Genomic DNA, 23838 nt, shown 5'->3' with positions numbered 1-23838 from the left:
TAGAGAGGAGTATTGGGATGAATTGTCAAAATTGTGGTAAAGAATTGGAGGCCGGGCAAGCATTTTGTTCACACTGTGGTCAAGATGTTGCTGCGGCAGAGACTTCGGTAGCAGCGACGTCAACAAATGCGGTGCCTGCGGTAGATGCGGATGGCTATCCTTTACATTGGGTGGGATCCTTACCGATTTGGGAAAACTTTAAGATGTGTATGACTAAAAAGTTCTTTACCATACAAGGTCGTGCTACACGGGGAGAGTATTGGAAGTTTTCTTTGGTGCATTATGTGATTGTAATTGTAGCGGCTCTAATTGGGTCGGTTATGGAGTCGAGTAAAATTGTTGAAAGCGTACTCAGTTTATTGAGCCTCGCATTATTTATGCCGTCATTAGCCGTAATGGTTCGACGACTTCATGACACCAATCGCAGTGCCTGGTGGTTAGTACTCATTTTAATTCCTTTCATAGGCACTATTGCGGGTATTGTTTTAATGCTTTTAAAAAATAATCCATTGCCTAATAAATATGGTTCTTTGCCTGATTACAGTAATTATCAAGGGTAATCGTGAGCAATTATTTAGTTAATTAAACATTGAATATTAAATTTATAAAACAGTCATTGGCTTTGATGAGGCAGGCTTTTCAAAAGTTCGTGAAAAGGTGCAGTCATAGCTTAGGGCTGTTTTTTTGTATACAAAAATGATTGAAAAAGTATGTTAGAATATAATTAGCAATATAATAATTTAATCGGCAATAAAAGTTAGAAGTGTTTAACTTTGTTGTCGAATCATGTATACTATCTAAAAAAATGATTGCTGGGAGGTTTATTATGTATTGTAGTCATTGTGGTAAAGAATTGTCACCGGAAGCCAGGTTTTGTCCTAATTGCGGACAAATGCGCGTTGCGTCCACCGTACCGGTAGTGGCAAATCATCAGAAGAGTTCGCTGGAATTCACTGAAAATATAAAATTATGCCTTATTGAAAAGTACTGTACCATTGAAGGTCGTGCTACGCGCGGTGAGTACTGGAAGTTTATGTTATTTGTAGGGCTATTAATCCTTGTAGTTGAATTTCCGTTGATGTTTATTACCGGAATGTTTATGAATGTAGCCGACTCCAATGTACCGTTCTTCTTTTTCTTTTTTATCAGCGTAGCCGCTTGGCTAGCCTTGTTACCACCTATTATTACCTGTGAAATACGTCGTTATCATGATACCGGCTTCAGCGGTTGGTGGTATTTCTTACACCTTATTCCGGGCGGTAGTTTTATTCTCTTAATTTTTACGCTCTTGCCAAGTCAGATGTATGAAAATGAGTATGGACCGTTGCCGGATTATACGGATCATGTAAGCAAAAAGTGGTTCAACAATAAGAAAATTTCAGATATATAGGACATTTTGCGCTGTTTTTATTTTATAGGACAAAATGAGTTGTTTTTTAGGCCGATAAGATAAGTAGTTACCTAGTCTTATGGGTCTTTTAAAATGAACGCAAAAAAGCGATGGACCGGGGTCCATCGCTTTTTGTTAGGAGTATGTTTTATGCGGTATGTGGTATCAGTATTACTCTTCCGAACGTTTGGACGTGATAGAGCGGTAGAGGTAATAAACAAAGCCACAAAGTAAGAGAATGGATACAACCATGAAGCCTACTTTAAATGCAAATACCATCATTTTGAAGGAAATATACATAAATAAGCCGGCTAACAATAACATAATTAAAGATTTCATTTTACAAGTCTCCCTACTGTTATAATTTAATGTCTACTTTTTATAAAGAAATATTTAAGCCATCTAATTGTTTTTTTAGTTGATTAAAATTAGCTTCCGCTAAATCTAGTTTTTCAACGGTATCTAACGTTTTGAAATTAAGATTTCTTTTTTCAGATTTTATTTTGTCTATGAATGTCTATTTAGTTTCGCTATCTAAGTCAGATGTTGATACTCTGTAAAGATATTTTGTATATAATTCACCTAAACCTTCAATAAGAGTAAATGCTTTGTATTCATAAAGAGAATTATCCATTTTTTACACCTTTCTAATACGAAAACTTTAAATTTTCTTGATGTACATAAAAAATGACAAAATAACATTATGATACAATCGATTATTTGGCTTGATTATTGTGCTGTTTACAAGCACAGGGCTTGCTGTTTTTTTAAAATTATAGCAAATTCGGGAGTAAATCGCAAATTATCGATATGAAAATGATGGTATGTTGTGATTATGTTGCCGGAATAATTTGGTTCTAAATAAAATTTGCTGTTCGGATTATTCTATTTTTTCGGCTGTTTCGGAAAAATAAAGGTTTTTTCAAATTCACAGAACAGCTTTAAGAGTGGCGTATCTAAGTAGGACAAGGCGGTATCACCGATTTCTCGCGAAATTCCGAAGAACGGTTCAGCAATAGAGCCGGCAATGGCTGCCAAGGTATCGCTGTCGCCGCCGATGGAAATGGCATTGCGAATGGTATCTTCAAAGTCGTTACCTTCAAGAAAGGCTACAACGGCTTGCGGTACCGTTCCTTTACAACTACCTTGAAATGTGTAGGTAGGACGAATTCCGTCAATGGTGAAATTCAAGTCATAATAATTATCTTGGACAAACTTGCGAATTTCGTCTTTGGAAGCACCGGTACGTGCTAAATAAATGGCACCGGCCGTAGCTTGCGCGCCGGCAATACCGTCTGGGTGGTTATGAGTGACAGCCGTTACGGTGTGAGCTAAATTAAGGACTTCTTCTAAGCTGTCGCCGGCGTAGGCACAGCCGCTGACACGCATGGCCGCACCGTTCCCAAAACTGTTGTATGGTTTTGGGTCTTTTTCATAGAGCCATTGGTAAAACATGCCGCCATAGTCGTAATTAGGACCATGATAAGCTCGTCCCAGAATACGCATAGACATTACGGTTGTTTGAGCCAGCTTTTCAGGGGGAGCCGTAGCAGCCTTTAATAAAGCATTACCAATGGCTATGGTCATCACGGAATCATCGGTAGCATGACAAGGGGGTTTAAAAAGTTCAAATTCTTTAGACTTCAGATTGTCCCATTCAAAACGGGAGCCTACAACGTCGCCTACAATTGCACCTAACATAGTAATACGCCTCCTCATATCCAACACCTAATTCAATTAAAAAAACGATGAATATTCAGGTTAAAAAACCAAAAAATATCGTTAGGCTTATATTATACCACATGCTTTTTACGATAAATATAGAGGCTAAGTTCAATGAATTTTATCAAGATACTTGAAATGTGATTATAAAATGAAGTCGTTAAAAGTTAAAAGAGGGAAACTTTCAATGTGTGTGGAACTTTTTACTTATAGAGTAAGTCTCCAATTTATGAAATGAGGATTTTTTGCAAAAGGTTTAGGGGAATAGTAAATAGGTTTAGGAGAATAGTAAATAGGTTTAGGGGTACAGTCAATCGGGGAGGATGGTATGGATTATTGGGGTCTAATACGGCGAATTATTATCGGAGTTTTAATCATGGCGTCAGCGTCGATAATGGTTTCCACAAACAGTGTGGATAAAGTATTTGAACAGGCCACCAGATGGGTTGGTTACTGGGAGCAGGGTAAAAAAGCATTAGGTTTAGAGTCCGATACTAAAGAGACAACTACATCAGCGGCCAAGGGCGAAATTGCAACCGAAGCCAAGGATACGTCAAAAGATGTGCTGGAGCTTAAGGAGCTCGAAAGTGCGTTGACCACGTTTGTAAATTATCATTTGTTTCTTACGGAGCATAAGTATGCCCGTGCGTATCAATTGCTTTCCGATAATTACCAACAGAATGTGGCCGGTAATTATGAGACCTGGGTTAACAGCTTTAGCGCAACCAAAGGAGTTGTCGTATCTTCAATGGATTTAGTTTCACAAACCGAGGATACGATTATCATTAAATATACATTACATAAGTTGGTCGATGAAGGTAACGATACGGTGCGTAGGGAATTTGCCGGTGAAGCGACGCTGCGCAAAGATGGACCGGTTTGGTTAATCGATGAAATTAAAGAGAAATCGTTGTAAGAAGGAGGAGGTTAGCATGTATCAACGCAATGATAAGGGACAGATTATTGGGGCTTGTGTACTGGGGGTATTTTTATTTTTTGGTAATATGTATATGTCCTATGCCAATACGATGAGCGTATTGGAGGAAGCGGCTGATTATGCCGATGAAAGTTATCAGGAACGAAATCAGCAAATACTGAATACGACAGCCAAAGAAGTGACCACGTTAACATCAAATGGTGTGACCACTACGGCAACTGAAACAGTAACTAAAACACAACCGGTAGTAAAACCTAAATCATCCGATCCAAAAACATTGGCCGCTGACAGTGCTATGAACACATTTAGAACATATCATCAGATGATTACTGATGGTGATATTTCTAAGGCCTATGATTTGTTATCTGAAAATTATAAGCGAGAAGGGGGCAATTCTTTTTATGATTGGTCCATGGGGTATATCAAAACCAAGGAAAGTATAGTGGATTCTATGCGCGTTATTTCCCAAACAGATGACACGATTGTGATTCAGTATACGTTGCATGCGGAAGACTATACAGGTAACAAGGGCGACACGGTGGCGAGCAAATTTGCCGGCGAAGTGACGATGCGTAAACAAGGGTCGGGCTGGCTTATTGATGATATGTCGGCCCGTAAGATTTAGAAGTGAGGCGAATTAATGAAAGGCAGAAAAGGTCTTAAACGGCTTGGATTTTTAATGGCTTTGCTTATGGCTTTAGTGGTTATGGCAGGGTGCGGCTCTGATACAAAGCCCCAGGCTAAGGAAGAAATTTGGCAAAAGACGGATTTGACGGCCGAGCAAAAAGTAGACTCATTACTTGAGTCCATGAGTGATGAAGAAAAAGTCGGCCAGCTGATTTTATTCGGCATGCAAGGGACTCAGGTAAACGACGATGTGCGCTATATGCTGAGCGAATACAAAATGGGCGGCATTATTTTGTTTGACCGCAACATGGAATCCAAAGAACAGGTTGCAGCGTTGATTCAAGATTTACAGAAAGCGGCTCGCCAAAGTGAAAAAGCACCGCTCTTTGTAGCTATAGATCAGGAAGGCGGCTGGGTGGCGCGCCTGAGCAGTGAGCTTGTAAAAGTACCGGCCGCTGAACAGCTGGGGCAAGGTACACCGGCGGAAGCAGCAAAACTAGCATTAGAAAGTGGTAAAGAGTTAAAATCATTAGGTTTTAATGTGAACTTTGCACCGGTTGCCGATTTGGGCCTTGCCGATGAACGTTCTTACGGCACCACCGCGGCTGAAGTCATTCCATTTGTTAAGGCGGTGGGCAATGCTTACCATGAAGCGGGGCTTATTTATTCGTTAAAGCATTTTCCGGGTATCGGTCGTACCGTGACGGACTTACATAAAGAGGGCAATACGATTGACGCATCGGCCGATGAATTATGGGCCACCGATTTAAAGCCCTTTGAGACGATCATACAATCGGTGAATAACGACGACTATATGGTCATGGTTTCCCATGCGGTTTACAGCAATCTCGATGATACCATGCCGGCCAGCTTGTCTAAGGTTATTATGCAAGATTTTTTACGTCAAAAGCTGGGATATAAAGGTGTCATCATTACGGATGATATGGAAATGGGCGCCGTTGCCAATCATTACAGTTTTGGCGATATGAGTGTTAAGGCTGTTAACGCCGGTGTGGATATTGTGCTTATCGGTCAAGAGTACAATCACGCCATCGAGGGTTATAATGCGATTTTAAAGGCCGTGCGCAGCGGTGACATCTCCAAAGACCGCTTAAATGATGCGGTGCGTCACATATTAATGTTGAAAATCAGCCATAATTTGGCATGGTAATAGTTATTAATTCGTAAGGAATAGATGGAAAACGGGGAATAGGTAAAGGAGTGGAATTATGTACTGTACAAAATGCGGAGCTAAACTTGGGGAAGGCAGTCGTTTTTGTTCGAAATGCGGCACGGCCGTCGGTGAAATAGCCATGCCGGACGTGAGTGAACCGGCGCAGCCGAAAAAGGAACAGCAAGGAGAACAATTCAAGAAGGATAGTCAATTCAGCCAGCCGGTTTATGTAGAGGAGCCGGTGGCAGATGATTCGTCAGATGGCAATCAGCCAAAAGAAGTCGGTGTTAATAATCAAGTGCCGGCGGCAAAGCCACAGTCCTCTAATACGCACTATGCCAATTGGGAGAATGGTGAAGGTTATCCGCCTAACTGGGTGGGTTCCCTATCTTTAATCGATAATTATATTATGTGTCTTAAGGATAAATATGCTGATTTCAAGGGGCGGGCTACGCGCGGTGAATTTTGGCGCTTTGTGTTGGCCCAATGGGTAGTAGGCTCGCTGTTAACGCTTATTTTTAGTGTTATTTCGGAGTTTGGCAGTATTATAAGCAGTGTAATCGGCCTGGCTTTTATCATACCTTCCATAGCCGTACAGGTACGGCGGCTCCATGATATCGGTCGTACGGGCTGGTGGTATTTAATCGTATTTGTACCATTTGGTGTTATCGTTCTGTTAATTTTCAGCATACAGCAGAGTCAACCGGAAACGAATCAATATGGGCCGTTACCGGATTATTCCAACTATGAGAAATCAGAGTTTTCGAGCCGTTATTTTGGTAAAATATAAAACTCTTAAAAAAATCTCTTGACAAAGTATATATGTATGTGCGAAAATAGCAACAATCAAATGAGATATGTGATGAACAGGTATAAAGAACTATTTAGTTGCTTACAGAGAGTTGCCGGTCGGTGCGAGGCAATAGAACGGATAGTATCGAAACTCGCCTCGGAGCATTGCGGCTGAACTGAAGTAAGCCGTGACGGTAGTTCCGTTATAACTGCAAGAGAACCAACTAGGGTGGTACCGTGTTATAGTTTATGATGCCCCTGGAACACATTATGTGATTCCGGGGGCTTTTTTGTTAGATGAAAAAATAAATGAAAATTTTACTTCAAGTCTAAATTTTAAATTTTCAGGTCTCAAGTCTTACTTCATCCGGCAAAAATCATAGCTGTTAATAGGCTGCTATTAATGTATATAACGCCCCTGGACGTACAGTTTTACTGTGCATCCGGGGGCGTTTTTATATTATCCGAGTCAAGATTTTTTAAGAAGAATAGTTTAAAAATAATGGCGTGACGGTTCTTTTGAGAAAAAAGAGAGAGAATGCATTGTGGGTGAGAGCATGATGCACTGGGGACTCATTTGAGCGAGAAGAGAGGAACCGGTCCCGTGGGTGAGAGCGCGGGGCTGAGCCGGTTCGCTTAAGAAATGATGAGTCTTAGTATGGCGGGTGAGAGCGCTGTACTGATGAAATTTTGGGTAAACAAAGAGTGGCGCTAAACATATAGGGCGCTTAGTTGAGAAATAAGAGAGCGAAAAGAGAGGGAATGTATATGACACAGGGGCAAGCAACTGATCAAGTCAACGAAGTAACAAATCAAGCAGTTAACCAGACAGCCAATAATGTAGTAAATCAGGATCGAGTTTATTTTTTCGATACAACCTTGCGTGACGGTGAACAGAGCCCGGGCGTATCATTACAGACGCCGGAGAAGATTGAAATTGCGCAGAACTTGGTACGCTTAGGCATTGATGTGATTGAAGCGGGCTTTCCGGCTGCATCGCCGGGGGACTTTGAAGCGGTTAAAAAAATCGCCGATGAAGTAAAAGGCGCCACTATTTGCGGCTTGGCCAGAGCCAATAAGGCAGACATTGAGCGCACCGCGGAAGCTTTGAAAGGCGCTGAGCATAGCCGTTTGCATGTGTTTATTGCCACCAGCGATATTCACTTAGAATATAAATTGAAAAAAACGCGCGATGAAGTCATTGAAATCGTAAAAGACTGCTTAGCTTTTGCAGCCGGCAAATTTGATGAAATCGAGTTTTCCGCCGAAGATGCATCGCGTACCGACTTGGATTATTTATGTGAAGTCTTTGGTGTTGCCATCGAAGGGGGCGCTACCATCTTGAACGTGCCGGATACGGTGGGCTATATGACGCCGGATGAGTTTGCTTATAAAATCCGTTACATCAAGGAGCATGTAAAGGACATCGACAAAGCCATCATCAGTGTTCATTGCCATGATGATTTGGGCATGGCCAACGCCAATACCTTGGCTGCCATTCAAGCGGGAGCCCGTCAGGTGGAAGGCACCATTAACGGTCTTGGCGAACGAGCCGGTAATGTGGGCATTGAAGAAGTTGTAATGGCTTTAAAAACTCGCGCCGATATTTACGGCGTAACCACCGCCATCGATACGAAACAGTTCACTCGTGTCAGCAAATTGGTCAGCAAATTGACGGGTATGGTGGTACCGCCGAATAAGGCGATTGTAGGGCGTAACGCTTTTGCCCATGAATCGGGTATTCATCAGCACGGTATGTTGAATAATCCGACCACCTATGAAATTATGACACCGGAAAGTGTGGGGGCAGAAAAAACGAGCATCGTCCTTGGCAAACATTCCGGCCGTCATGCCTTTGAAAGCCATTTGGAGGGCATGGGCTTTAAGTTTGATACGGCCAAAGTGAACGACTTATTCGCTAAATTCAAAGCCTTGGCGGATCGTAAAAAAGAGATTTTTGACGAAGACATTTTGGCTTTAGTTATCGACAATATCGACCATGTAAAAGCAGTGGAACTTGTCCATCATCATTATAAATCTAACGAACGAGGCTATGCTTACGCCGATGTACGTTTGAAAACACCGCAAGGTATTCGCGAAGATGCGGCGGTCGGTGACGGTTCGGTAGATGCGTCGTTAAAAGCGGCACAGCGTGTTATCGGTTTGCCGATTGAACTCAAGGATTATCAGGTACGAGCCGTAACGGAAGGGCAGGATGCGCTTGGTGAAGTGCAGGTAACGATTGAATATAAAGGCCGCCGATATAACGGACGCGGCGTGAGCACCGATGTAATTTCATCCAGTGTGTTGGCCTATATTAATGCTGTAAACTATGTGTATTTGGCAGAAGAAATTGAGCAGGAAATAGCACAGGACATAGAATAAACATTACGCTACGAAGTTTTGAGAGAGCTTCATGGTGTATTACAGCTGATAGAGCGTAAGTCTGAGGCACAAGAGAATGTAGTTTAAGACATAAGAGAATGTATTTTAAGACATAAGAGAAAATAGTTTGAGAGCTTAAGAGAGTTGAGGAGGATTTCGTTATGGGGATGACGATGACAGAGAAGAACATGGCGCGCCACGCCGGCGTAGACGTGGTGAAAGCAGGCGATATTATTGAGTGCAAGGTAGATGCGGTATTGATGAATGACATTACCTTTCCGCCGGCACTGAAAGAATTCAGAAAAATAGGTAAACCTGTGTTTGACCGTGACCGTATTTATTTGGTGCCCGACCATTTCACGCCGAATAAGGACATAAAATCGGCGGAGCAAGCCAAAGTAATGCGTGATTTTGTAAAAGCCGAAAAGATTACTCATTATTTTGAAGTGGGCCGCATGGGTATCGAACATGTATTATTGCCGGAACAGGGCTTGGTAGCACCAGGAGATATGATTATCGGGGCGGATTCACATACCTGCACTTATGGAGCGCTTGGCGCTTTTGCCACCGGCGTAGGCTCTACTGATGCGGGCGTAGCTATGGCCATGGGACAGATTTGGTTCAAAGTGCCGGAAGCCATTAAGGTAGAACTTATGGGTAAGCCGAATCGCTGGGTAACCGGCAAGGATATCGTGCTTGAACTTATCGGTCGCATTGGTGTAGATGGAGCACGTTATAAGGCTATTGAATTCACCGGTGACGGCGTAGCCCATTTGGCTATGGCCGATCGCTTAACTATCTGTAATATGGCTATTGAAGCGGGCGGTAAATGTGGTGTATTCCCGTACGATGAAAGAACTGAAGCGTATGTAACCGGCCGGGTAAAACGTGATTTTACACCGGTTGCTGCGGACGAAGATGCCGTTTACAGCGAAACCGTGATTATTGATTTAGCAGCGTTAAAGCCGGTAGTAGCCTTCCCGCATTTACCATCGAATACGCATTATGTAGATGAAATTGCAAAGGACATCGCGATTGACCAGGTAATCATCGGGTCCTGTACGAACGGCCGTTATGAAGACTTAGCGGCGGCAGCAGCTATTTTTAAAGATCGTAAAGTAGCTGACTTCGTTCGTTGCATCGTTATTCCGGGTAGTCAGGCTGTGTATGATGAGGCCATTAAAACAGGTTTGGTAGATATTTTTGTAGATGCCGGTTGTGCGGTGAGCACGCCGACTTGCGGACCTTGCTTAGGCGGCTATATGGGCATTATGGCGGCCGGTGAACGCACTGTGTCGACGACGAATCGTAATTTCAGAGGCCGTATGGGTCATGTAGATAGTGAAGTATATTTGGTAAGCCCTTATGTGGCGGCGGCCAGTGCCGTTTTGGGACGCATTGCCGGTCCGGAGGAGGTATAATATGGATTTTCAAGGAAAAATTTGGCGCTACGGCGACAATGTAGATACAGATGTAATTATTCCGGCCCGCTATTTGGCCATTGCCGATATGCAGGAGCTCGCCACCCACGCCATGGAAGATATTGATACTACTTTTGCACCGAATGTGAAGCCCGGTGATATTATGGTGGCCGGTAAAAATTTCGGTTGCGGCTCCTCCCGTGAGCATGCACCGGCGGTTATTAAGGCAAATGGTGTGCCTTGTATCATTGCTCACAGTTTTGCCCGCATCTTCTTTCGCAATGCGATTAACATCGGTTTGCCGGTGATTGAAATCGGTGATGCTGTTGAAAAAATCAAAGCCGACCATGAAGTGGGCGTAGATATGAGTACCGGCGAAGTGCATAATTTGACGACCGGCGAAGTGTATCAAGGGACTGCTTTGCCACCATTTGTACAGGCTATCGCCAAGGCCGGCGGGTTGGTGAATTTTGCCAAACAACGCAGTGAGGCTTAATCGCTGCACCGGGGCATGAAGTATCTGTTAATATAGTTAGCAGGTAATGCGTATAAGAACTTCACTATCTTTTTGCATTTTGGGTATTGAGATTTTGAGAAAAATAGAGGGAATATAAATGAGTCAAACAAAAACGGTTGTCGCTATTAATGGCGACGGAATCGGCCGTGAAATTGTGGCGGCGGCACGCCGTATAGTTGATGCGGCTGTGACAAAAGATAATATAACGATAGAATGGGTTGAAAAAAAGGCCGGCGGTGAAGCCATCGATGCCTATGGCGAGCCATTGCCGGCGGAGACGATTAAAGCTTGTGAAACGGCGGATGCTGTTTTGCTAGGGGCGGTTGGTGGCCCGCAGTGGGATGATGTTGCCCCATCTATTCGCCCCGAAAAAGCAATTCTCGGTCTTCGTAAAGCTTTAGGTCTTTTTTGTAATTTACGACCGGTTCGCATTTTTAAAGCCTTACAAGATTATTCACCGTTAAAGCCGGAACTGGTACAAAATGTAGATTTTGTCATTGTCCGTGAATTGACCGGGGGTATTTATTTCGGAGAACGTGAAGAAGCGGAAGGGGAAGGTCCCAATGAATTGGCATGGGATAAGGAAACGTATCATCGCTATGAAGTTGAGCGCATCATGGATGTGGCCATTGAAACGGCGGCTAAACGTCGCGGTAAGATTACCAGTGTGGATAAAGCCAATGTGTTGGCCTCCTCCCGCTTATGGCGTAAGATTGCCCAAGAGAAAGCGGCGGCTAATCCGGAAATTGATATGGACTATTTGTATGTAGATAATACGGCTATGCAGCTTGTAGTCAATCCCGGCCAGTTTGATGTTATCGTTACGACCAATTTATTCGGCGATATTTTAAGTGACGAAGGCGCCGTTGTGTCCGGCTCACTGGGTCTCTTGCCATCCGCTTCCATCGGTACGGGTACTGCGTTATATGAACCAATCCACGGTTCCGCACCGGATATTGCAGGCCGAGGCATTGCCAATCCTTTGGGCACCATTTTGTCGGCCGCCATGATGTGTCGTTATTCGTTGAACGCACCTAAGGCCGCTGATGCTATTGAAGCAGCCGTTGAAAAAGCCTTGGAAGCGGGTTATCGTACGGGCGATATTTATAAGGACGGCATGCAACGGGTCGATACAAATGGCATGACAGCAGCGGTTTTACAATATATTTAACTAACTTAGCTCAGCCTATTTAATGTCAATTACCTATATTTTCAAACCTTAACTTTAGATAGGGTAAAATATAATGTAGGGAAAGTGCTGCTGATTTGTCCTATAATTTGCTAACTTAAAAGGCGATAAATTCAGAAATAAACTGAACTTATCGCCTTTTTGAATTTTGAAACCACATATTTTCTTATATGTGCCTATATGTGTTTATGTGTGTTTAAATATGTTTATATATGCCTGTATGTATTTATGCGTGTTTATAGTTGCGGGATTTACTTTAATATAATTTATCCAGCACAGAATCGTCAATCTTAAAGGTATGTTCTTCGGCCGGGAATTCACGACTTTTTACATCCGCAATATAGTCTTTTACCGCGTTGACCGTGATGTCATGGAGATTGGCGTATTTTTTGACAAATTTCGGTGAAAAGCCGGTGCTTACGCCCAGTAAATCGTTGCAAACCAGTACTTGCCCGTCGCAACCGTTGCCCGCACCGATGCCGATGGTTACCATCGTTTTGAGGGATTGCGTTACTTTGGTAGCTAAGGCAGCAGGTACACATTCTAAGACACAGGCGAAAGCGCCTGCTTCTTCCAAGGCTTTGGCATCATCAATGAGTTGCTGCGCCGCTTCCATGTCTTTGCCCTGTACTTTAAAGCCGCCGAGTTGATTTACCGACTGCGGTGTTAAACCGATATGGGCTACTACCGGAATGCCGGCGGTGGTAAGTTTCTTAATCAAAGGGGCCACTTCTTGACCGCCTTCAAGTTTTACGGCGGTACAGCCGGTTTCTTTTAAGAAACGGCCCGCATTATGCATGGCTTCCGCCATGTCTGCCTGATAGCTCATGAACGGCATGTCGGCTACCACGAGAGCCGTTGAATTGCCGCGCATTACCGCTTTGGTATGATGTATCATTTCATCCATCGTAACAGGAAGAGTGGATTCGTAACCGAGCATTACATTACCGACGGAGTCACCTACGAGAATCATGTCGATGCCCGCTTCATTTACATTGCGCGCCATGGCTACGTCATAGGCCGTAATCATGGTAATCGGTTCGCCCTGTTCCTTCATTTGTTTGATGGTTGTAATAGTTTTTGGTTTGTTACTCATGTGAAGTCTCCTCCTTAGTAGTAGCTTCATAGTGAACGGAATTAAATAGATCGAATAGTTCTTCCGCCATAAGCGGCGTAATTGTCTGATTCATTAGGGCCAACTGCGTTGTGGCCATGCCCAATTGTATGTAAACCGGAATCATGTTTTTTGGTAAAACCCCTAAATGGCTCTGTACCGTGTTTATATCGCCCCGCGCGATGGGGCCGGTAAGAGCGGAACCGGGATTTTCAGCCTTTTCAAGATTGGCGGCGACGCCTTGGAATAATGGCAAAAGTGCTTGCCAAGCGGCCTTCGAAGGCTTGGTTGAGTCCATAATGACTGAGCCGGAGCCTGAAACGTTGGCCGGTGCTTCGTTGGTTGAGCCTTTGGCTGAGTCTTTGGTTGAGTCTGAAATCTTAGTTGGCACTAACCAACGGCTCATAAGCTCTTGCGCCATGGCCTGTAAGGTGACCGTATAGTTGGCACAGATACAGGCGGCTGCGTGATAGAGCGGTCTGTCTGCGGCGGGAACGTGAAAACTTCGTCCTTCTAAAATCGTTGCCAGTTCATGGGCGGCTTGTTGTGCCTTTTCATCACCGTCAATGGCCATGTAAATGCCTTTTAAAACGGTGTTTTCACCGGCAAAACTTTGCAGAGGATGAAGACTGCCTACGAAAGCGCCAATGTCTTGCAAAGGCTTAAGGGGTGACAGGTCTAAACTGCCGCTGCAGTGTAAGTAAACGGTACTCCCTATAGCCGGCTCTTGTTGAGCCTCGGCAGCGAGGCTTTTGGCGACGATGGCTATTTGCCTGTCCGGTACGGTGAGTAATACCAAATCCGCCTTGGCGGCGAGTTCAGCGTGAGTCATACAAGGTACCTTGTACTTGGTGGCTAATTGGGTGGTTTTTTCAGAAGAAGAACCTACGATGCCCACCAAACGAGTGCTCAAATGACGAGCTAAGGTAGAACCGACTTTGCCCCCGCCGATAATACCGATTTTCATGAAACTCCTTTCTGCTTTTGACGTGCCGCAAGTTTTCATAAAAAAGGCGCACTTCGACCACGAAATGCGCATAAAATTCCTATGTTGCGTCTCGTCCCGGTCTAAAAGATCCAAGCGATAAAACTAGAATAAATTATGAAGTTATAAATCCTGTTGAAAGCGATGTGGTTCTTGATAGATACCACTCTATTTCACTGTTATTATAGCATAGCGAACTGTTTATTGAAATGACGTGTTAAACGCTAACTTATATATTTATTGGAGAACGAAGATTATGAATAAAGCTACAGCAGCAACCATGAATAAAGATTCTGAGAGCCAGCAAAAAGATTTGTCATAATTTGTGAAAATCGTATTGACTTCTTAAATCGCTTGTGTGTATAATTGGATAAAACATATAGTTATCATCTGTGAACAGGAAGAGTAGCTATACAAGTTCGGCTACAGCGAGTCGGGAATGGTGGAAGCCCGGTGCAAGAAAGTATAGTGAATGGACCTGGGAGATGTGGCCCGAACCAGTAGGTAGGCGTCACCGGTCATCTCCGACCGTTACCAAAGGAGCGCGTATCGCCTGTATTGGGTAGGCCGTACGTAGTGAGCCGGGTCTTTTGACCAATCGGGGTGGCACCGCGGATTAACCTTCGTCCCTATGTATTTTGGGATTGGAAGGTTTTTTTTATACCCATTTTTAGGAGGAGAACAGTATGGAGCGAGTTCAAGATGTTTCAAAATTAGTATATACACATGTGCAAGGCGGGCAGTTCCGCTGGGTCACAGTCAGTACCTTAATGCTTGCGTTAGGTACGATTTTACACTTAGTCAGCCCTAGCGTGGCGGGCATTACGCCGAACTGGATGATTGCTACCTACTGCGTAGCCATTCATTTGACCAGACCAAATTATCGTCAGTCCTTAGGGATTGGTCTTGTGGCAGCCCTAATTAACCTGATGACTTCTAAATCGGCGTTTCCGTATGCGAACTTATTGAGTGAACCGGCCGGGGCACTCACCGCCGCCTTCGTGGTTCACATGTTCAGCCGTTTGAAATTCGGTCGCATGATTGTACCGCCGGTTGTATCCGGATTCTTAAGTACCGTTGTATCGGGCGGGATTTTCGTTACCGTTTTGTATGTAGTTTTAGCGTTACCGACTGAAGTGTACACGAAAGCTATGTGGCCGTTAGTTCTTTTGGTAGCTGCTATTAACGCCGTTATTACACCGCTTTTATATTTGCCGGCACAACGCTTATTCGCGCGCCGCGGTTATTTACCGAAAGCGGATGAAGTTATTTCCAGCGACCATAGTATGTATGAATTGACACCGGCTACGGATGCTAAAATCTCTATTGAACATTTCTCTTATTATTACGGCCAGCAAACCAAGCCGGCTTTGAAAGATATTAATTTAGTTGTAAACGATGGGGACTTCCTCGTTATTACCGGTCCTGCCGGTTGCGGTAAATCCACTTTATGTATGGCCATGATTGGTGCGGTGCCTAAATTCTACGGCGGTCGTATGGAAGGCATGGTATTCGTAAACGGTAAAGCCACGACGCAGGCGGAAATTTCCGAATTGGCTACGGAAATCGGTGTCGTACTGGCCGATTATGACACGCAGCTCGTAACCATGACGGTAGCCGAAGAAGTGGCCTTCGCCATGGAAAACCGCGGTTATACACCGGAACAGATTAAAGAACGAAGTGCCGCAGTTTTCAAACAGGTTGGTCTTGAAGGCATGGAAAACCGTAAGATTCCAAGTCTTTCCGGCGGTCAGCGTCAACGTTTGGCTATTGCCTCCGTGCTTGCCACGAATCCATCCATCCTCGTGTTGGATGAGCCGACCAGTTCCCTCGATCCGGAAGGGACTGCTGAATTGTATCGCTTAGTGGGTGCCCTTAATAAGGAATACGGCATTACCGTAGTCGTTATCGACCACGACCTTCATGCAGTGCTGCCATATGCCAATCGCATGGCCCTCATGGTAGACGGCGAACTTCGCACCGACGATGTGCCGGAAGTAACCTTGCGTTACATGTATGACCACAAAATTTATGTGGACGCATTGCCATCCATCTTCACAACCTATATGCGTCTAGAAGAAGCAGGTTTTGCTTTTGAAAAACCATGGCTCAGCGTGGCAGCTGCTAAAGAAGGTTTAAAAGCCTAGCCAATCAAAGCAGTTGTGAGAGCGGGTAAAGAGTATAAGAGAAAAGCAACATAAAATAGATAGCACTACCGAGTCATTAAAGTTACAGCGGTAGATAAAGAATTAGCTAACGGATTAAAAACAGGAGGTTCGTATGCTGGAGGTTAAAGGCTTGCGTTTCGGCTATGTGCTGGGCCAAGATATTATAGATAATGTAGATTTTTCCATCGGCGAAGGTGAATTCATCGCCATCGGCGGTCGCAACGGTTGCGGTAAAACGACGGTAACCCGTTTATTAATGGGCCTTGAAAAACCGCGCAGCGGCAAGATTTATTATAATGACACAGATATTACGGCGTTACCGCCATCGGAACGAGGCCGTTTCATCGGCTACGTGTTCCAACAGCCGGATCGCCAAATGTTCCGCCCAACGGTGGCTGAAGAAGTGGCCTTCGGACCGGAACAATTAGGTTACACCAAAGCGGAAGTGGCGGATATTACGTCCAAAGCTTTGGCCGATACGGGCATCAGTCATTTGCGCGATGCGTATCCACCGACTTTACGTCGTGGTGAAAAACAGCGTGTAGCCATTGCTTCGGCCTTGGCTATGAAGTCCAAGTTTTTAATTCTTGATGAACCGACCAGTGGTCAAGACGGTAAGGAAACACGCGAACTCTTGGAATTGTTGGAAACCTTGCGTGTTACGGGACTTACGATTATCCTTGTTACTCATGACATGGAAATCATGGCAAGCCACTGTACCCGCGCTATTATCGTAGGCTACGGCACGAAAGCTTTTGACGGGAAGCCGGAAGAATTATTTACGAGCCGTGATGATTTATTTGACTTAGGTCTTACCAAACCGCCGTGTGTAGAATTGGCAGAAACGGTACCGGGCCTTGGTTATTGCAAATCAATGGCAGAATTTGAAGCAAAAATGTTGGCCTTAAAGGCTCGCAGTTAGGAGGAACCATGCAACGATTAGTACCATTTACCAAAATATTAATGACCATCGCCTTTTCCGCATGGGCTGTCCTTTTGACAACCACCTATGAATTAAGCCTTTTATTGGCTTTGGAACTTTTAATTCTACTAGTAACGGGTCTTTTGATTCGCCAATATAAAGCCGTTTTAACTTTAGCCGCCTTCGCCGTGTTCTTGGCAGTGGTACAGTTCCTTGGCGGTGGTACCTTGGAATCGGCTTACGTAACCGGTCTTCGTATGCTCTGCATGACTATGGTATTCATCATGCTTTTGGCAACGACGAAATTACAGGATTTGACGGCAGCTTTGGTTACGCAGTGTAAAATTCCTTACGAATATGCGTTTATGTTCACCGCAGCCCTTCGTTTCGTACCGGATTTCATTGCGGAAAGCCATGCCGTTCAGGAAGCTCAGGCTTGTCGAGGTCTTGCTTTGGAAGGTAATTTCTTCAAACGCTTTACTTCTTACGGTTCTGTCATTCAACCATTGTTGTTAAAATCCTTAGGCCGTTCGGAAACAATGGCGCTGTCTTTGGAACTTCGCGGTTTCGGTAATAAAGATCACAGCTTTGTAGCCACTGTTGGCATGAAAGGTTTGGATTATGTAGTGACAGCCGTGCTTGTCTTGGTTACGATTGCTATTATTATGTATGTGCGAGGCGCTATATGAGTAATAATCAACCGTTTCATAACGGTATGCCGCTAAATAACGATCGTGACGCTATGTCGCAAAATAACGTGCGTAATACTATGCCGCAAAATAACGAGCCTGCCGCTGCGGTACAAGCTCGCCAACACCGTTATCCCGTAGCCGGCAATAATCAATATGAAGGGCAATTGGTGGATGGTCATATACACACCGAACTTTGCCCTCATGGCAGTGGCGATAAGGTGGCCTTGATTATTGAAAAAGCCATCGAATTAGGTTTTTATAAACTTTGTATTACTGAACATGCACCACTACCGGTCGGTTTCAGTAAACGCTATAAAGGTGATGAAGAGGGGCTTACTACAGCTTCGTTGCGGATGGACCAAGTGGAGCCGTATTTGGCGTTAGGCAATGAACTGCAACGCGAATACGGGCAGCATATTAATTTGTCTGTCGGTTTTGAAGTGGATTTTTTACCGGGCTTTGAAGCAGCTACGCAAGAATTTTTAAACATGGTAGGTCCTTATACGGGTGAAAACTTATTGTCGGTTCACTTCATGCAGGGCGCGAACGACGGTTTTTGGTGTCTTGACTACAGTGAGGCGGAATTTGAAAAAGCCTTTGGCAGTTATTTGCAAAAACAGGATGTTTTGTTCCGTCGCTATTTTGAATTGGTATTGCAGGCGGTACAGACTGATTTCGGACCACATACGCCGGTGCGTATCGGCCATATTGATGTGATTAAAAAATACCAAAAGTATTTCAATTTTACATCGTCCTATGATCAGCAAACGCAGCAGGTCATTATGAACATTTTACGCACCTTAAAAGTGCAAAATCGGACCCTTGATTATAATGTGAGCGGTGTGTTCAAAGAAAATTGCGGTGAAATGTATCCAAGTCCTTTCATTCAAGGAATGGCCTATGTTTTGGGTGTACCGTTCATGATGGGATCCGACTCACATAGCTTATCGGCTTTTGTAAAAGCCTGGAGTGAGTAAGGGTAATATTATAGAGAAATTGATTTGAGAGAACAACATATCAGGAGCCTTTAGTCATATAAAATCATATGGTTAAAGGCTCCTTTTTAGTTATTTGCCATTTGAAACAGTATCTTATTACTTAAATACATGCATGCTATACCTAAATGAAAGTTGACTATCCGCGCTTGAAAGTGTATTATAACTTTAATCCTTTAGTTAGATGAAGAATAAAAGTAAAGAATAAGTAAAAGAGATGTAATAGAACGTACCGATAGGGTTCAAAGAGGAAGAGAGTAGGGAGAACATATGAGACAGAAACGATTGCCGCCGGGATTTCGCGATGAGTTTGGTGAAGAAGCACAGAAAAAAGCAGCTCTTAGTCATAGTCTGGCTAAGTGCTTTTTTGAACGGGGTTATACGAAGATTAATACACCTCTCATTGAATACAAGAATATATTTGATGACTATGATTTGGCTGTTCAGCAGCGTATGTATGAAGTGGTGGACAGCTCCCAGGAACGCTTGGTAATTCGCCCCGATCTGACGCTGCCTATTGCACGCTTTTTAGCGAATATTCAAGTTAATTTGCCTAAAAAATTTTACTACACCGGCGATGTGTTTGCTATGAATCAGGCTCACCGCGGTTGGGCAAATCAAGTGACACAGGCCGGCATTGAGCTGGTCGGTTATGCTTCGGAAAAAGCCGAACTGGAGTGTTTGCTTATCATTAATCAAGTTAACCGATTATGGCTCAACAATCAGCTATATGTGGAACTCAGTGATGCGCGGTTTGCCGAAACCGTAGTCGACGCATTGGGGCTTACGGCGGCGGAACGAACCGAATTGTTTGAAGCGTTATTTAATAAAAACTTGCCGGTGTACGAGCGTTTAATTGAAGCGTATACGGAAAATACATTGTATTCCTTGCTCAAAATTTGGCCGCGCCTTTTCGGCTCTATTGAGGAAGTGCAGCAAGAGCTGGATGCCATTATTTTACCGATGAGCGCACAGCGTTTGGTGAACGGGGTTATGCAAATGGCGCAGGCGGTACAAAAATTATCCAGTCAAAAGGTGCGCATAGACTTCAGCAGTCCCGCACCGCAACCTTATTATACGGGACTTACTTTCCGCGGCTATATTGACGGCGTGGCCAGTTATATTGTGAGCGGCGGACGGTATGATAAATTACTCGCTAATTTTCAAAAAGAACCTACTCCGGCCGTGGGTATGGGCTTTGATTTGGATGTATTGGCATCGGTAGCGGATATAACCTTGCCTCAGGCAAAACCATCCTATGTGTATATCGGTGAAGATGCTTGGGATGTGGTGGCTGATTATGTATTGGCTCATCCGACGTATAGTTTAGTGTTGGCCGATACATTAGCGGAGGCCCGTGAACAAGCTGCTGCGGACGGAGCCATACTCTATGTGGTCACAGAGGAAGGGGTGAAAGCCGATGCTTAGTATTGCATTGACAAAGGGACGAGTGGAAGATCAGGTTATTCCACTCTTTGAACGTTGCGGTATTGATTGTGAGCCGCTACGAAATAAAAAACGAAAACTGGTCATTACTTTAGGTGAGAATTTGCAAGTAATTTTAGTTAAAGGCGGCGACGTTCTTACCTATTTAAATAACGGTGTCGTTGATATCGGCATTGTAGGCAGCGATATTTTGGAAGAACAGCAGAATACAGGGTATGAGCTGTTGGATTTACAAACGGGGCGTTGTCAATTTATTCTGGCATCGCTGGCCGGTTATGATCTCAATGAGCCGCGGCGACATACCATCGGCACCAAGTATCCGAATATTACGAAACGCTATTTTGCCAGCCGTGGTAAAGACGTGGAAATTATCAAAATTGAGGGGTCCGTGGAGTTGGCGCCCCTTATCGGTTTAGCTGATGCCATTGTGGATATAACGGAAACAGGGACAACCTTGAGGGAAAATAATTTGCAGATTTTTGATAAATTGAGCCCCATCTCAACGCGCTTAGTAGCGAATCCTTTGGCGCTTAAGCAAAAACGGGGTGAAATTTTTGATTTGGTAGACCGCTTAAAAGAAGCTCGTAAGCTTGATATGGCGAAATAATTTGAGAAAAAATTAAAAAAAGAGAGGAGACCATCATGAAAATATATAGAGAGCCGTTACAAAAGATGCTGGAATTGGTAAATGATTACACGGCGGCCACAACGGATTTAGTGATTGAACAGCAGGTACGCGAAATTATTGATACCGTTATTGCCAAAGGTGATGCGGCTTTGCGTGATTATAGTGAAAAGTTTGACGGCGTACAGCTTACGGAGTTAAAAGTGAGTGACGAAGCTTTGACCAAAGCTTATAATTCACTGGATCCGGCTTTAAAAGAGGCTTTGGAAGTGGCCAAACGTAATATTGAGGCTTTTCATAAACGACAAATCGACCAAAGCTTTATTGATTTGGATACACCGGGCATAGTCCGGGGCCAGAAAGTAACCCCGTTAAAACGGGTGGGCATTTATGTACCGGGCGGTACGGCCGCCTATCCGTCGACTATTTTGATGTGTGCTTTGCCGGCTAAAATAGCGGGTGTTAAGGAAGTTATTATGGTGACACCGCCGCAAAAAGAAGGCATTGCGCCGATTGTACTAGGTGCCGCTAAATTAGCCGGTGTTGATGCAGTCTATCAGGTAGGCGGCGCTCAGGCTGTGGGAGCCCTTGCTTATGGTACGGAATCAATTCCGAAGGTTGATAAAATCGTAGGCCCCGGTAATATCTATGTGGCTACGGCGAAACGTCAAGTGTTCGGTCAAGTATCCATCGACATGATTGCAGGGCCTTCCGAAATAGGCATTTTGGCTGATGAAACAGCTAATCCGGTTCACTTGGCCGCTGATTTATTGTCTCAGGCGGAACATGATAAACGGGCGCGGGCTATTCTAATTACAGACAGCGAAGTATTGGCTCATGCCGTTTCGGATGAAGTGGCACGGCAATTGGAGGAACTGCCTCGTAAGGATATTGCCAAAGTGGCCATTGAAGAGCGTAGTTTTATTGCCATCATGGATTCGGTAGCCGACATGTTCACTTTAATGAATGAAGTGGCACCGGAACATTTGGAAATTCAGCTTAACAATGCGTCAGATTACTTGAGCTTAGTAGAAAATGCCGGCTCCGTATTCCTCGGCTCTTATACGGCTGAGCCGCTGGGTGATTATATGGGCGGCCCGAATCACGTATTGCCAACCAGCGGTACGGCTCGTTTTTCGTCACCCCTCGGCGTATATGATTTTGTAAAACGTACAGCGTTTATGCAATTTTCTAAAGAACGCTTAGCTGAGCTGGCTCCGCATATTGCCACATTAGCACGCACTGAAGGTTTGGAAGGCCATGCGCGGTCCATTGAAATTCGTTTTGATAAAACAAAAGACAATGCGGTAGTAGCCGGTAAAGGTGAAGATACGGAGGCAGTTGCTTATGGACACTAAGGATGAAGCGAAGACAAATACTAAGCCGGCCACGGTGGCAATATCAGGTAAGACCCGGCAAGCAGCTGAGCAAGCGGCCGCTACATGGCGAGTGGCTACGGTAATCCGCAAAACCGCGGAAACGAATATTGAAGTAACGCTTAATTTAGATGAAGAATCAGGCGTTGCCGTGGCGACGGGCATCGGCTTTTTTGATCATATGTTGAATTTGTTTGCTAAACATGGTCGCTTCGGTTTAACGGTTAAGGCTGATGGCGATACCTATATTGATGCTCATCATACGGTTGAAGATGTGGCCCTCGCCTTGGGCCAAGCTTTGACAAAGGCCTTGGGCGATAAAAAACAAATTGAGCGCTACGGCGATGCGTGGGTGCCTATGGATGAGGCACTGACTCAGGTCGTTATTGATTTGAGCGGCCGGCCCTATTTAGTGTTCAAGGCGGAACTCTCAACTCCTTTGTTGGGAACTTTTGAGACAGAATTGGTGGAAGATTTTTTCCAAGCCATCGCTATGAACGGTCTTATGAATCTTCATGTGCGCAATGAATATGGACGCAATACACATCACATTATTGAAAGCATGTTTAAGGCCTTGGGGCGGGCACTGCGCCGTGCTGTAACTGTAAATGAGGCTATTGTAGGCGTTAACTCTACCAAGGGCAGTTTGACAGTATAAAATATTTTGAAAAGAGAAGGTAGCGTATGATTGCAATTATAGATTATGATGCGGGCAATACCTTTAATGTGCAAAAAGCCTTTGCTCACTTGGGCATACCGACGGTCTTAACGGCCGATAAGACGACGATTTTACAGGCCGCCGGCGTCGTTGTGCCCGGCGTGGGCGCTTTTCGGCAAGCCATGGATACTTTAACACGACGTGATTTGGTACCCGTCTTAGAGACGGTGGTAGCTCGAAATATTCCCGTATTGGGCATATGCTTGGGAATGCAACTTTTGTTTGATAGTTCCAATGAATACGGCCAAACACAGGGCTTCGGTTTTATTCCGGGTACGGTAGATGAAATTCCTCAAGATTTGGGTCTCATGGTGCCGCACACCGGCTGGAATTGCAATTCACTGGTGAATAAAACAAGTCCTTTTAGCTGTATTGATGGCGAATACACATACTTTGTTCATTCCTATTATGTGAAATGTGAAACGCGCTATATTACGGCGGTGGCTGATTACGGCATGGAAATACCGGCCGTGGTGGCGCATGGTAATGTGTATGGTATGCAGTTCCATCCGGAAAAAAGCGCCGCTATCGGGCTAAGATTATTGCAACGATTTAATGAGCTATGTGAAGCTCATACGGCAGGTTATGAGGCTTAAAGAATGGTATTTATTGCGATGTTTATCAACAGATTAGTCGTATTGTG

At 44.4% G+C, this 23838-nt stretch carries 21 protein-coding genes, 1 pseudogene and 2 other annotated features; of the genes and pseudogenes, 18 read left to right on the top strand and 4 right to left on the bottom strand.

The features are described 5' to 3' along the window. The first annotated feature begins 17 nt into the window (after positions 1 to 17). Positions 18 to 560: a DUF805 domain-containing protein gene (locus CCC71_RS01380; RefSeq protein WP_021840153.1), complete on the top strand. Its 543-nt coding sequence runs from the start codon at positions 18 to 20 to the stop codon at positions 558 to 560. A 266-nt stretch (positions 561 to 826) separates the two neighbouring features. Then, entirely contained in the window at positions 827 to 1390 is a 564-nt protein-coding gene (locus CCC71_RS01375; RefSeq protein ID WP_021840152.1) for a DUF805 domain-containing protein, read from the top strand. Between the two features lie 171 nt (positions 1391 to 1561). Here CCC71_RS01375 and CCC71_RS01370 read toward each other — a convergent pair whose 3' ends face one another. Then, positions 1562 to 1729 carry a hypothetical protein gene (locus CCC71_RS01370; protein WP_021840151.1) on the bottom strand — a complete coding sequence of 56 codons (168 nt, stop codon included), beginning with the start codon at positions 1727 to 1729 and terminating at the stop codon, positions 1562 to 1564. 546 nt (positions 1730 to 2275) lie between these two features. Beyond that, a complete protein-coding gene (locus tag CCC71_RS01365; protein ID WP_156704132.1) occupies positions 2276 to 3091 on the bottom strand; it encodes an ADP-ribosylglycohydrolase family protein in 816 nt (271 codons plus the stop codon). 349 nt (positions 3092 to 3440) lie between these two features. Between CCC71_RS01365 and CCC71_RS01360 the strand changes: the two genes are divergently transcribed. The 8 genes from CCC71_RS01360 (at position 3441) to leuB (ending at position 12136) form a co-directional block, all read left to right on the top strand. Beyond that, positions 3441 to 4028 carry a hypothetical protein gene (locus CCC71_RS01360; RefSeq protein ID WP_021840147.1) on the top strand — a complete coding sequence of 196 codons (588 nt, stop codon included), beginning with the start codon at positions 3441 to 3443 and terminating at the stop codon, positions 4026 to 4028. Between the two features lie 16 nt (positions 4029 to 4044). After that, positions 4045 to 4674, top strand: coding sequence for a hypothetical protein (locus tag CCC71_RS01355; protein ID WP_021840146.1), 630 nt, complete (start codon positions 4045 to 4047; stop codon positions 4672 to 4674). 15 nt (positions 4675 to 4689) lie between these two features. After that, positions 4690 to 5847, top strand: a complete 1158-nt coding sequence (locus CCC71_RS01350) for a glycoside hydrolase family 3 N-terminal domain-containing protein (RefSeq protein ID WP_226974410.1) — start codon at positions 4690 to 4692, stop codon at positions 5845 to 5847. Positions 5848 to 5905: 58 nt separating this feature from the next. Beyond that, positions 5906 to 6640: a DUF805 domain-containing protein gene (locus tag CCC71_RS01345; protein ID WP_156704128.1), complete on the top strand. Its 735-nt coding sequence runs from the start codon at positions 5906 to 5908 to the stop codon at positions 6638 to 6640. 63 nt (positions 6641 to 6703) lie between these two features. Beyond that, positions 6704 to 6905: a binding site (T-box leader), on the top strand. Between the two features lie 505 nt (positions 6906 to 7410). Continuing rightward, positions 7411 to 9027, top strand: a complete 1617-nt coding sequence (locus CCC71_RS01340) for a 2-isopropylmalate synthase (RefSeq protein WP_021840143.1) — start codon at positions 7411 to 7413, stop codon at positions 9025 to 9027. Positions 9028 to 9188: 161 nt separating this feature from the next. Beyond that, entirely contained in the window at positions 9189 to 10448 is a 1260-nt protein-coding gene (gene leuC / locus CCC71_RS01335) for a 3-isopropylmalate dehydratase large subunit (protein ID WP_226974409.1), read from the top strand. 1 nt (position 10449) lies between these two features. Next, entirely contained in the window at positions 10450 to 10944 is a 495-nt protein-coding gene (locus tag CCC71_RS01330) for a 3-isopropylmalate dehydratase small subunit (protein ID WP_021840141.1), read from the top strand. A gap of 118 nt (positions 10945 to 11062) precedes the next feature. Next, positions 11063 to 12136 carry a 3-isopropylmalate dehydrogenase gene (leuB, locus tag CCC71_RS01325; protein ID WP_021840140.1) on the top strand — a complete coding sequence of 358 codons (1074 nt, stop codon included), beginning with the start codon at positions 11063 to 11065 and terminating at the stop codon, positions 12134 to 12136. Between the two features lie 274 nt (positions 12137 to 12410). Here leuB and panB read toward each other — a convergent pair whose 3' ends face one another. Beyond that, positions 12411 to 13250, bottom strand: coding sequence for a 3-methyl-2-oxobutanoate hydroxymethyltransferase (panB, locus tag CCC71_RS01320; RefSeq protein WP_156704126.1), 840 nt, complete (start codon positions 13248 to 13250; stop codon positions 12411 to 12413). Then, positions 13243 to 14274 (bottom strand): Rossmann-like and DUF2520 domain-containing protein, encoded by a 1032-nt coding sequence (locus tag CCC71_RS01315; protein ID WP_226981821.1) that lies wholly within the window; start codon positions 14272 to 14274, stop codon positions 13243 to 13245. The genes panB and CCC71_RS01315 overlap by 8 nt, the downstream gene beginning before the upstream one ends. A 362-nt stretch (positions 14275 to 14636) precedes the next feature. Then, positions 14637 to 14887, top strand: a binding site (T-box leader). A gap of 52 nt (positions 14888 to 14939) precedes the next feature. Here CCC71_RS01315 and CCC71_RS01310 point away from each other — a divergent pair. The 8 genes and pseudogenes from CCC71_RS01310 to hisH all read left to right on the top strand — a co-directional run bounded on the left by CCC71_RS01310 (position 14940) and on the right by hisH (position 23791). Beyond that, a complete protein-coding gene (locus CCC71_RS01310) occupies positions 14940 to 16400 on the top strand; it encodes an energy-coupling factor ABC transporter ATP-binding protein (protein WP_021840137.1) in 1461 nt (486 codons plus the stop codon). A gap of 133 nt (positions 16401 to 16533) precedes the next feature. Beyond that, the gene (locus CCC71_RS01305; protein WP_296332674.1) at positions 16534 to 17343 is read left to right on the top strand and encodes an energy-coupling factor ABC transporter ATP-binding protein; all 810 of its coding nucleotides are present in this window, start codon (positions 16534 to 16536) and stop codon (positions 17341 to 17343) included. 8 nt (positions 17344 to 17351) lie between these two features. Then, on the top strand, positions 17352 to 18032 hold the full coding sequence (locus CCC71_RS01300) for an energy-coupling factor transporter transmembrane component T family protein (protein WP_021840135.1): 681 nt from the start codon (positions 17352 to 17354) through the stop codon (positions 18030 to 18032). Then, positions 18029 to 19012 (top strand): histidinol-phosphatase HisJ, encoded by a 984-nt coding sequence (gene hisJ, locus CCC71_RS01295; RefSeq protein ID WP_021840134.1) that lies wholly within the window; start codon positions 18029 to 18031, stop codon positions 19010 to 19012. Before CCC71_RS01300 ends, hisJ begins: the two co-directional genes overlap by 4 nt. 288 nt (positions 19013 to 19300) lie before the next feature. Further along, a pseudogene (gene hisG, locus CCC71_RS10910) lies at positions 19301 to 21083 on the top strand (ATP phosphoribosyltransferase). Positions 21084 to 21118: 35 nt separating this feature from the next. Beyond that, the gene (gene hisD / locus CCC71_RS01280) at positions 21119 to 22459 is read left to right on the top strand and encodes a histidinol dehydrogenase (RefSeq protein WP_021840131.1); all 1341 of its coding nucleotides are present in this window, start codon (positions 21119 to 21121) and stop codon (positions 22457 to 22459) included. Continuing rightward, positions 22449 to 23135, top strand: a complete 687-nt coding sequence (gene hisB, locus CCC71_RS01275; RefSeq protein ID WP_156704118.1) for an imidazoleglycerol-phosphate dehydratase HisB — start codon at positions 22449 to 22451, stop codon at positions 23133 to 23135. Before hisD ends, hisB begins: the two co-directional genes overlap by 11 nt. A 26-nt stretch (positions 23136 to 23161) precedes the next feature. Next, positions 23162 to 23791 (top strand): imidazole glycerol phosphate synthase subunit HisH, encoded by a 630-nt coding sequence (gene hisH, locus CCC71_RS01270; protein WP_021840129.1) that lies wholly within the window; start codon positions 23162 to 23164, stop codon positions 23789 to 23791. Positions 23792 to 23838 lie beyond the last annotated feature (47 nt).

The organism is Veillonella sp. LMAG:90 (genome assembly GCF_008679445.1).
Taxonomy (GTDB): Bacteria; Bacillota; Negativicutes; order Veillonellales; family Veillonellaceae; genus Veillonella_A.
The sequence above is the reverse complement of the archived record's forward strand: the minus strand, read 5'-3'. Positions and strand labels throughout refer to the sequence as shown.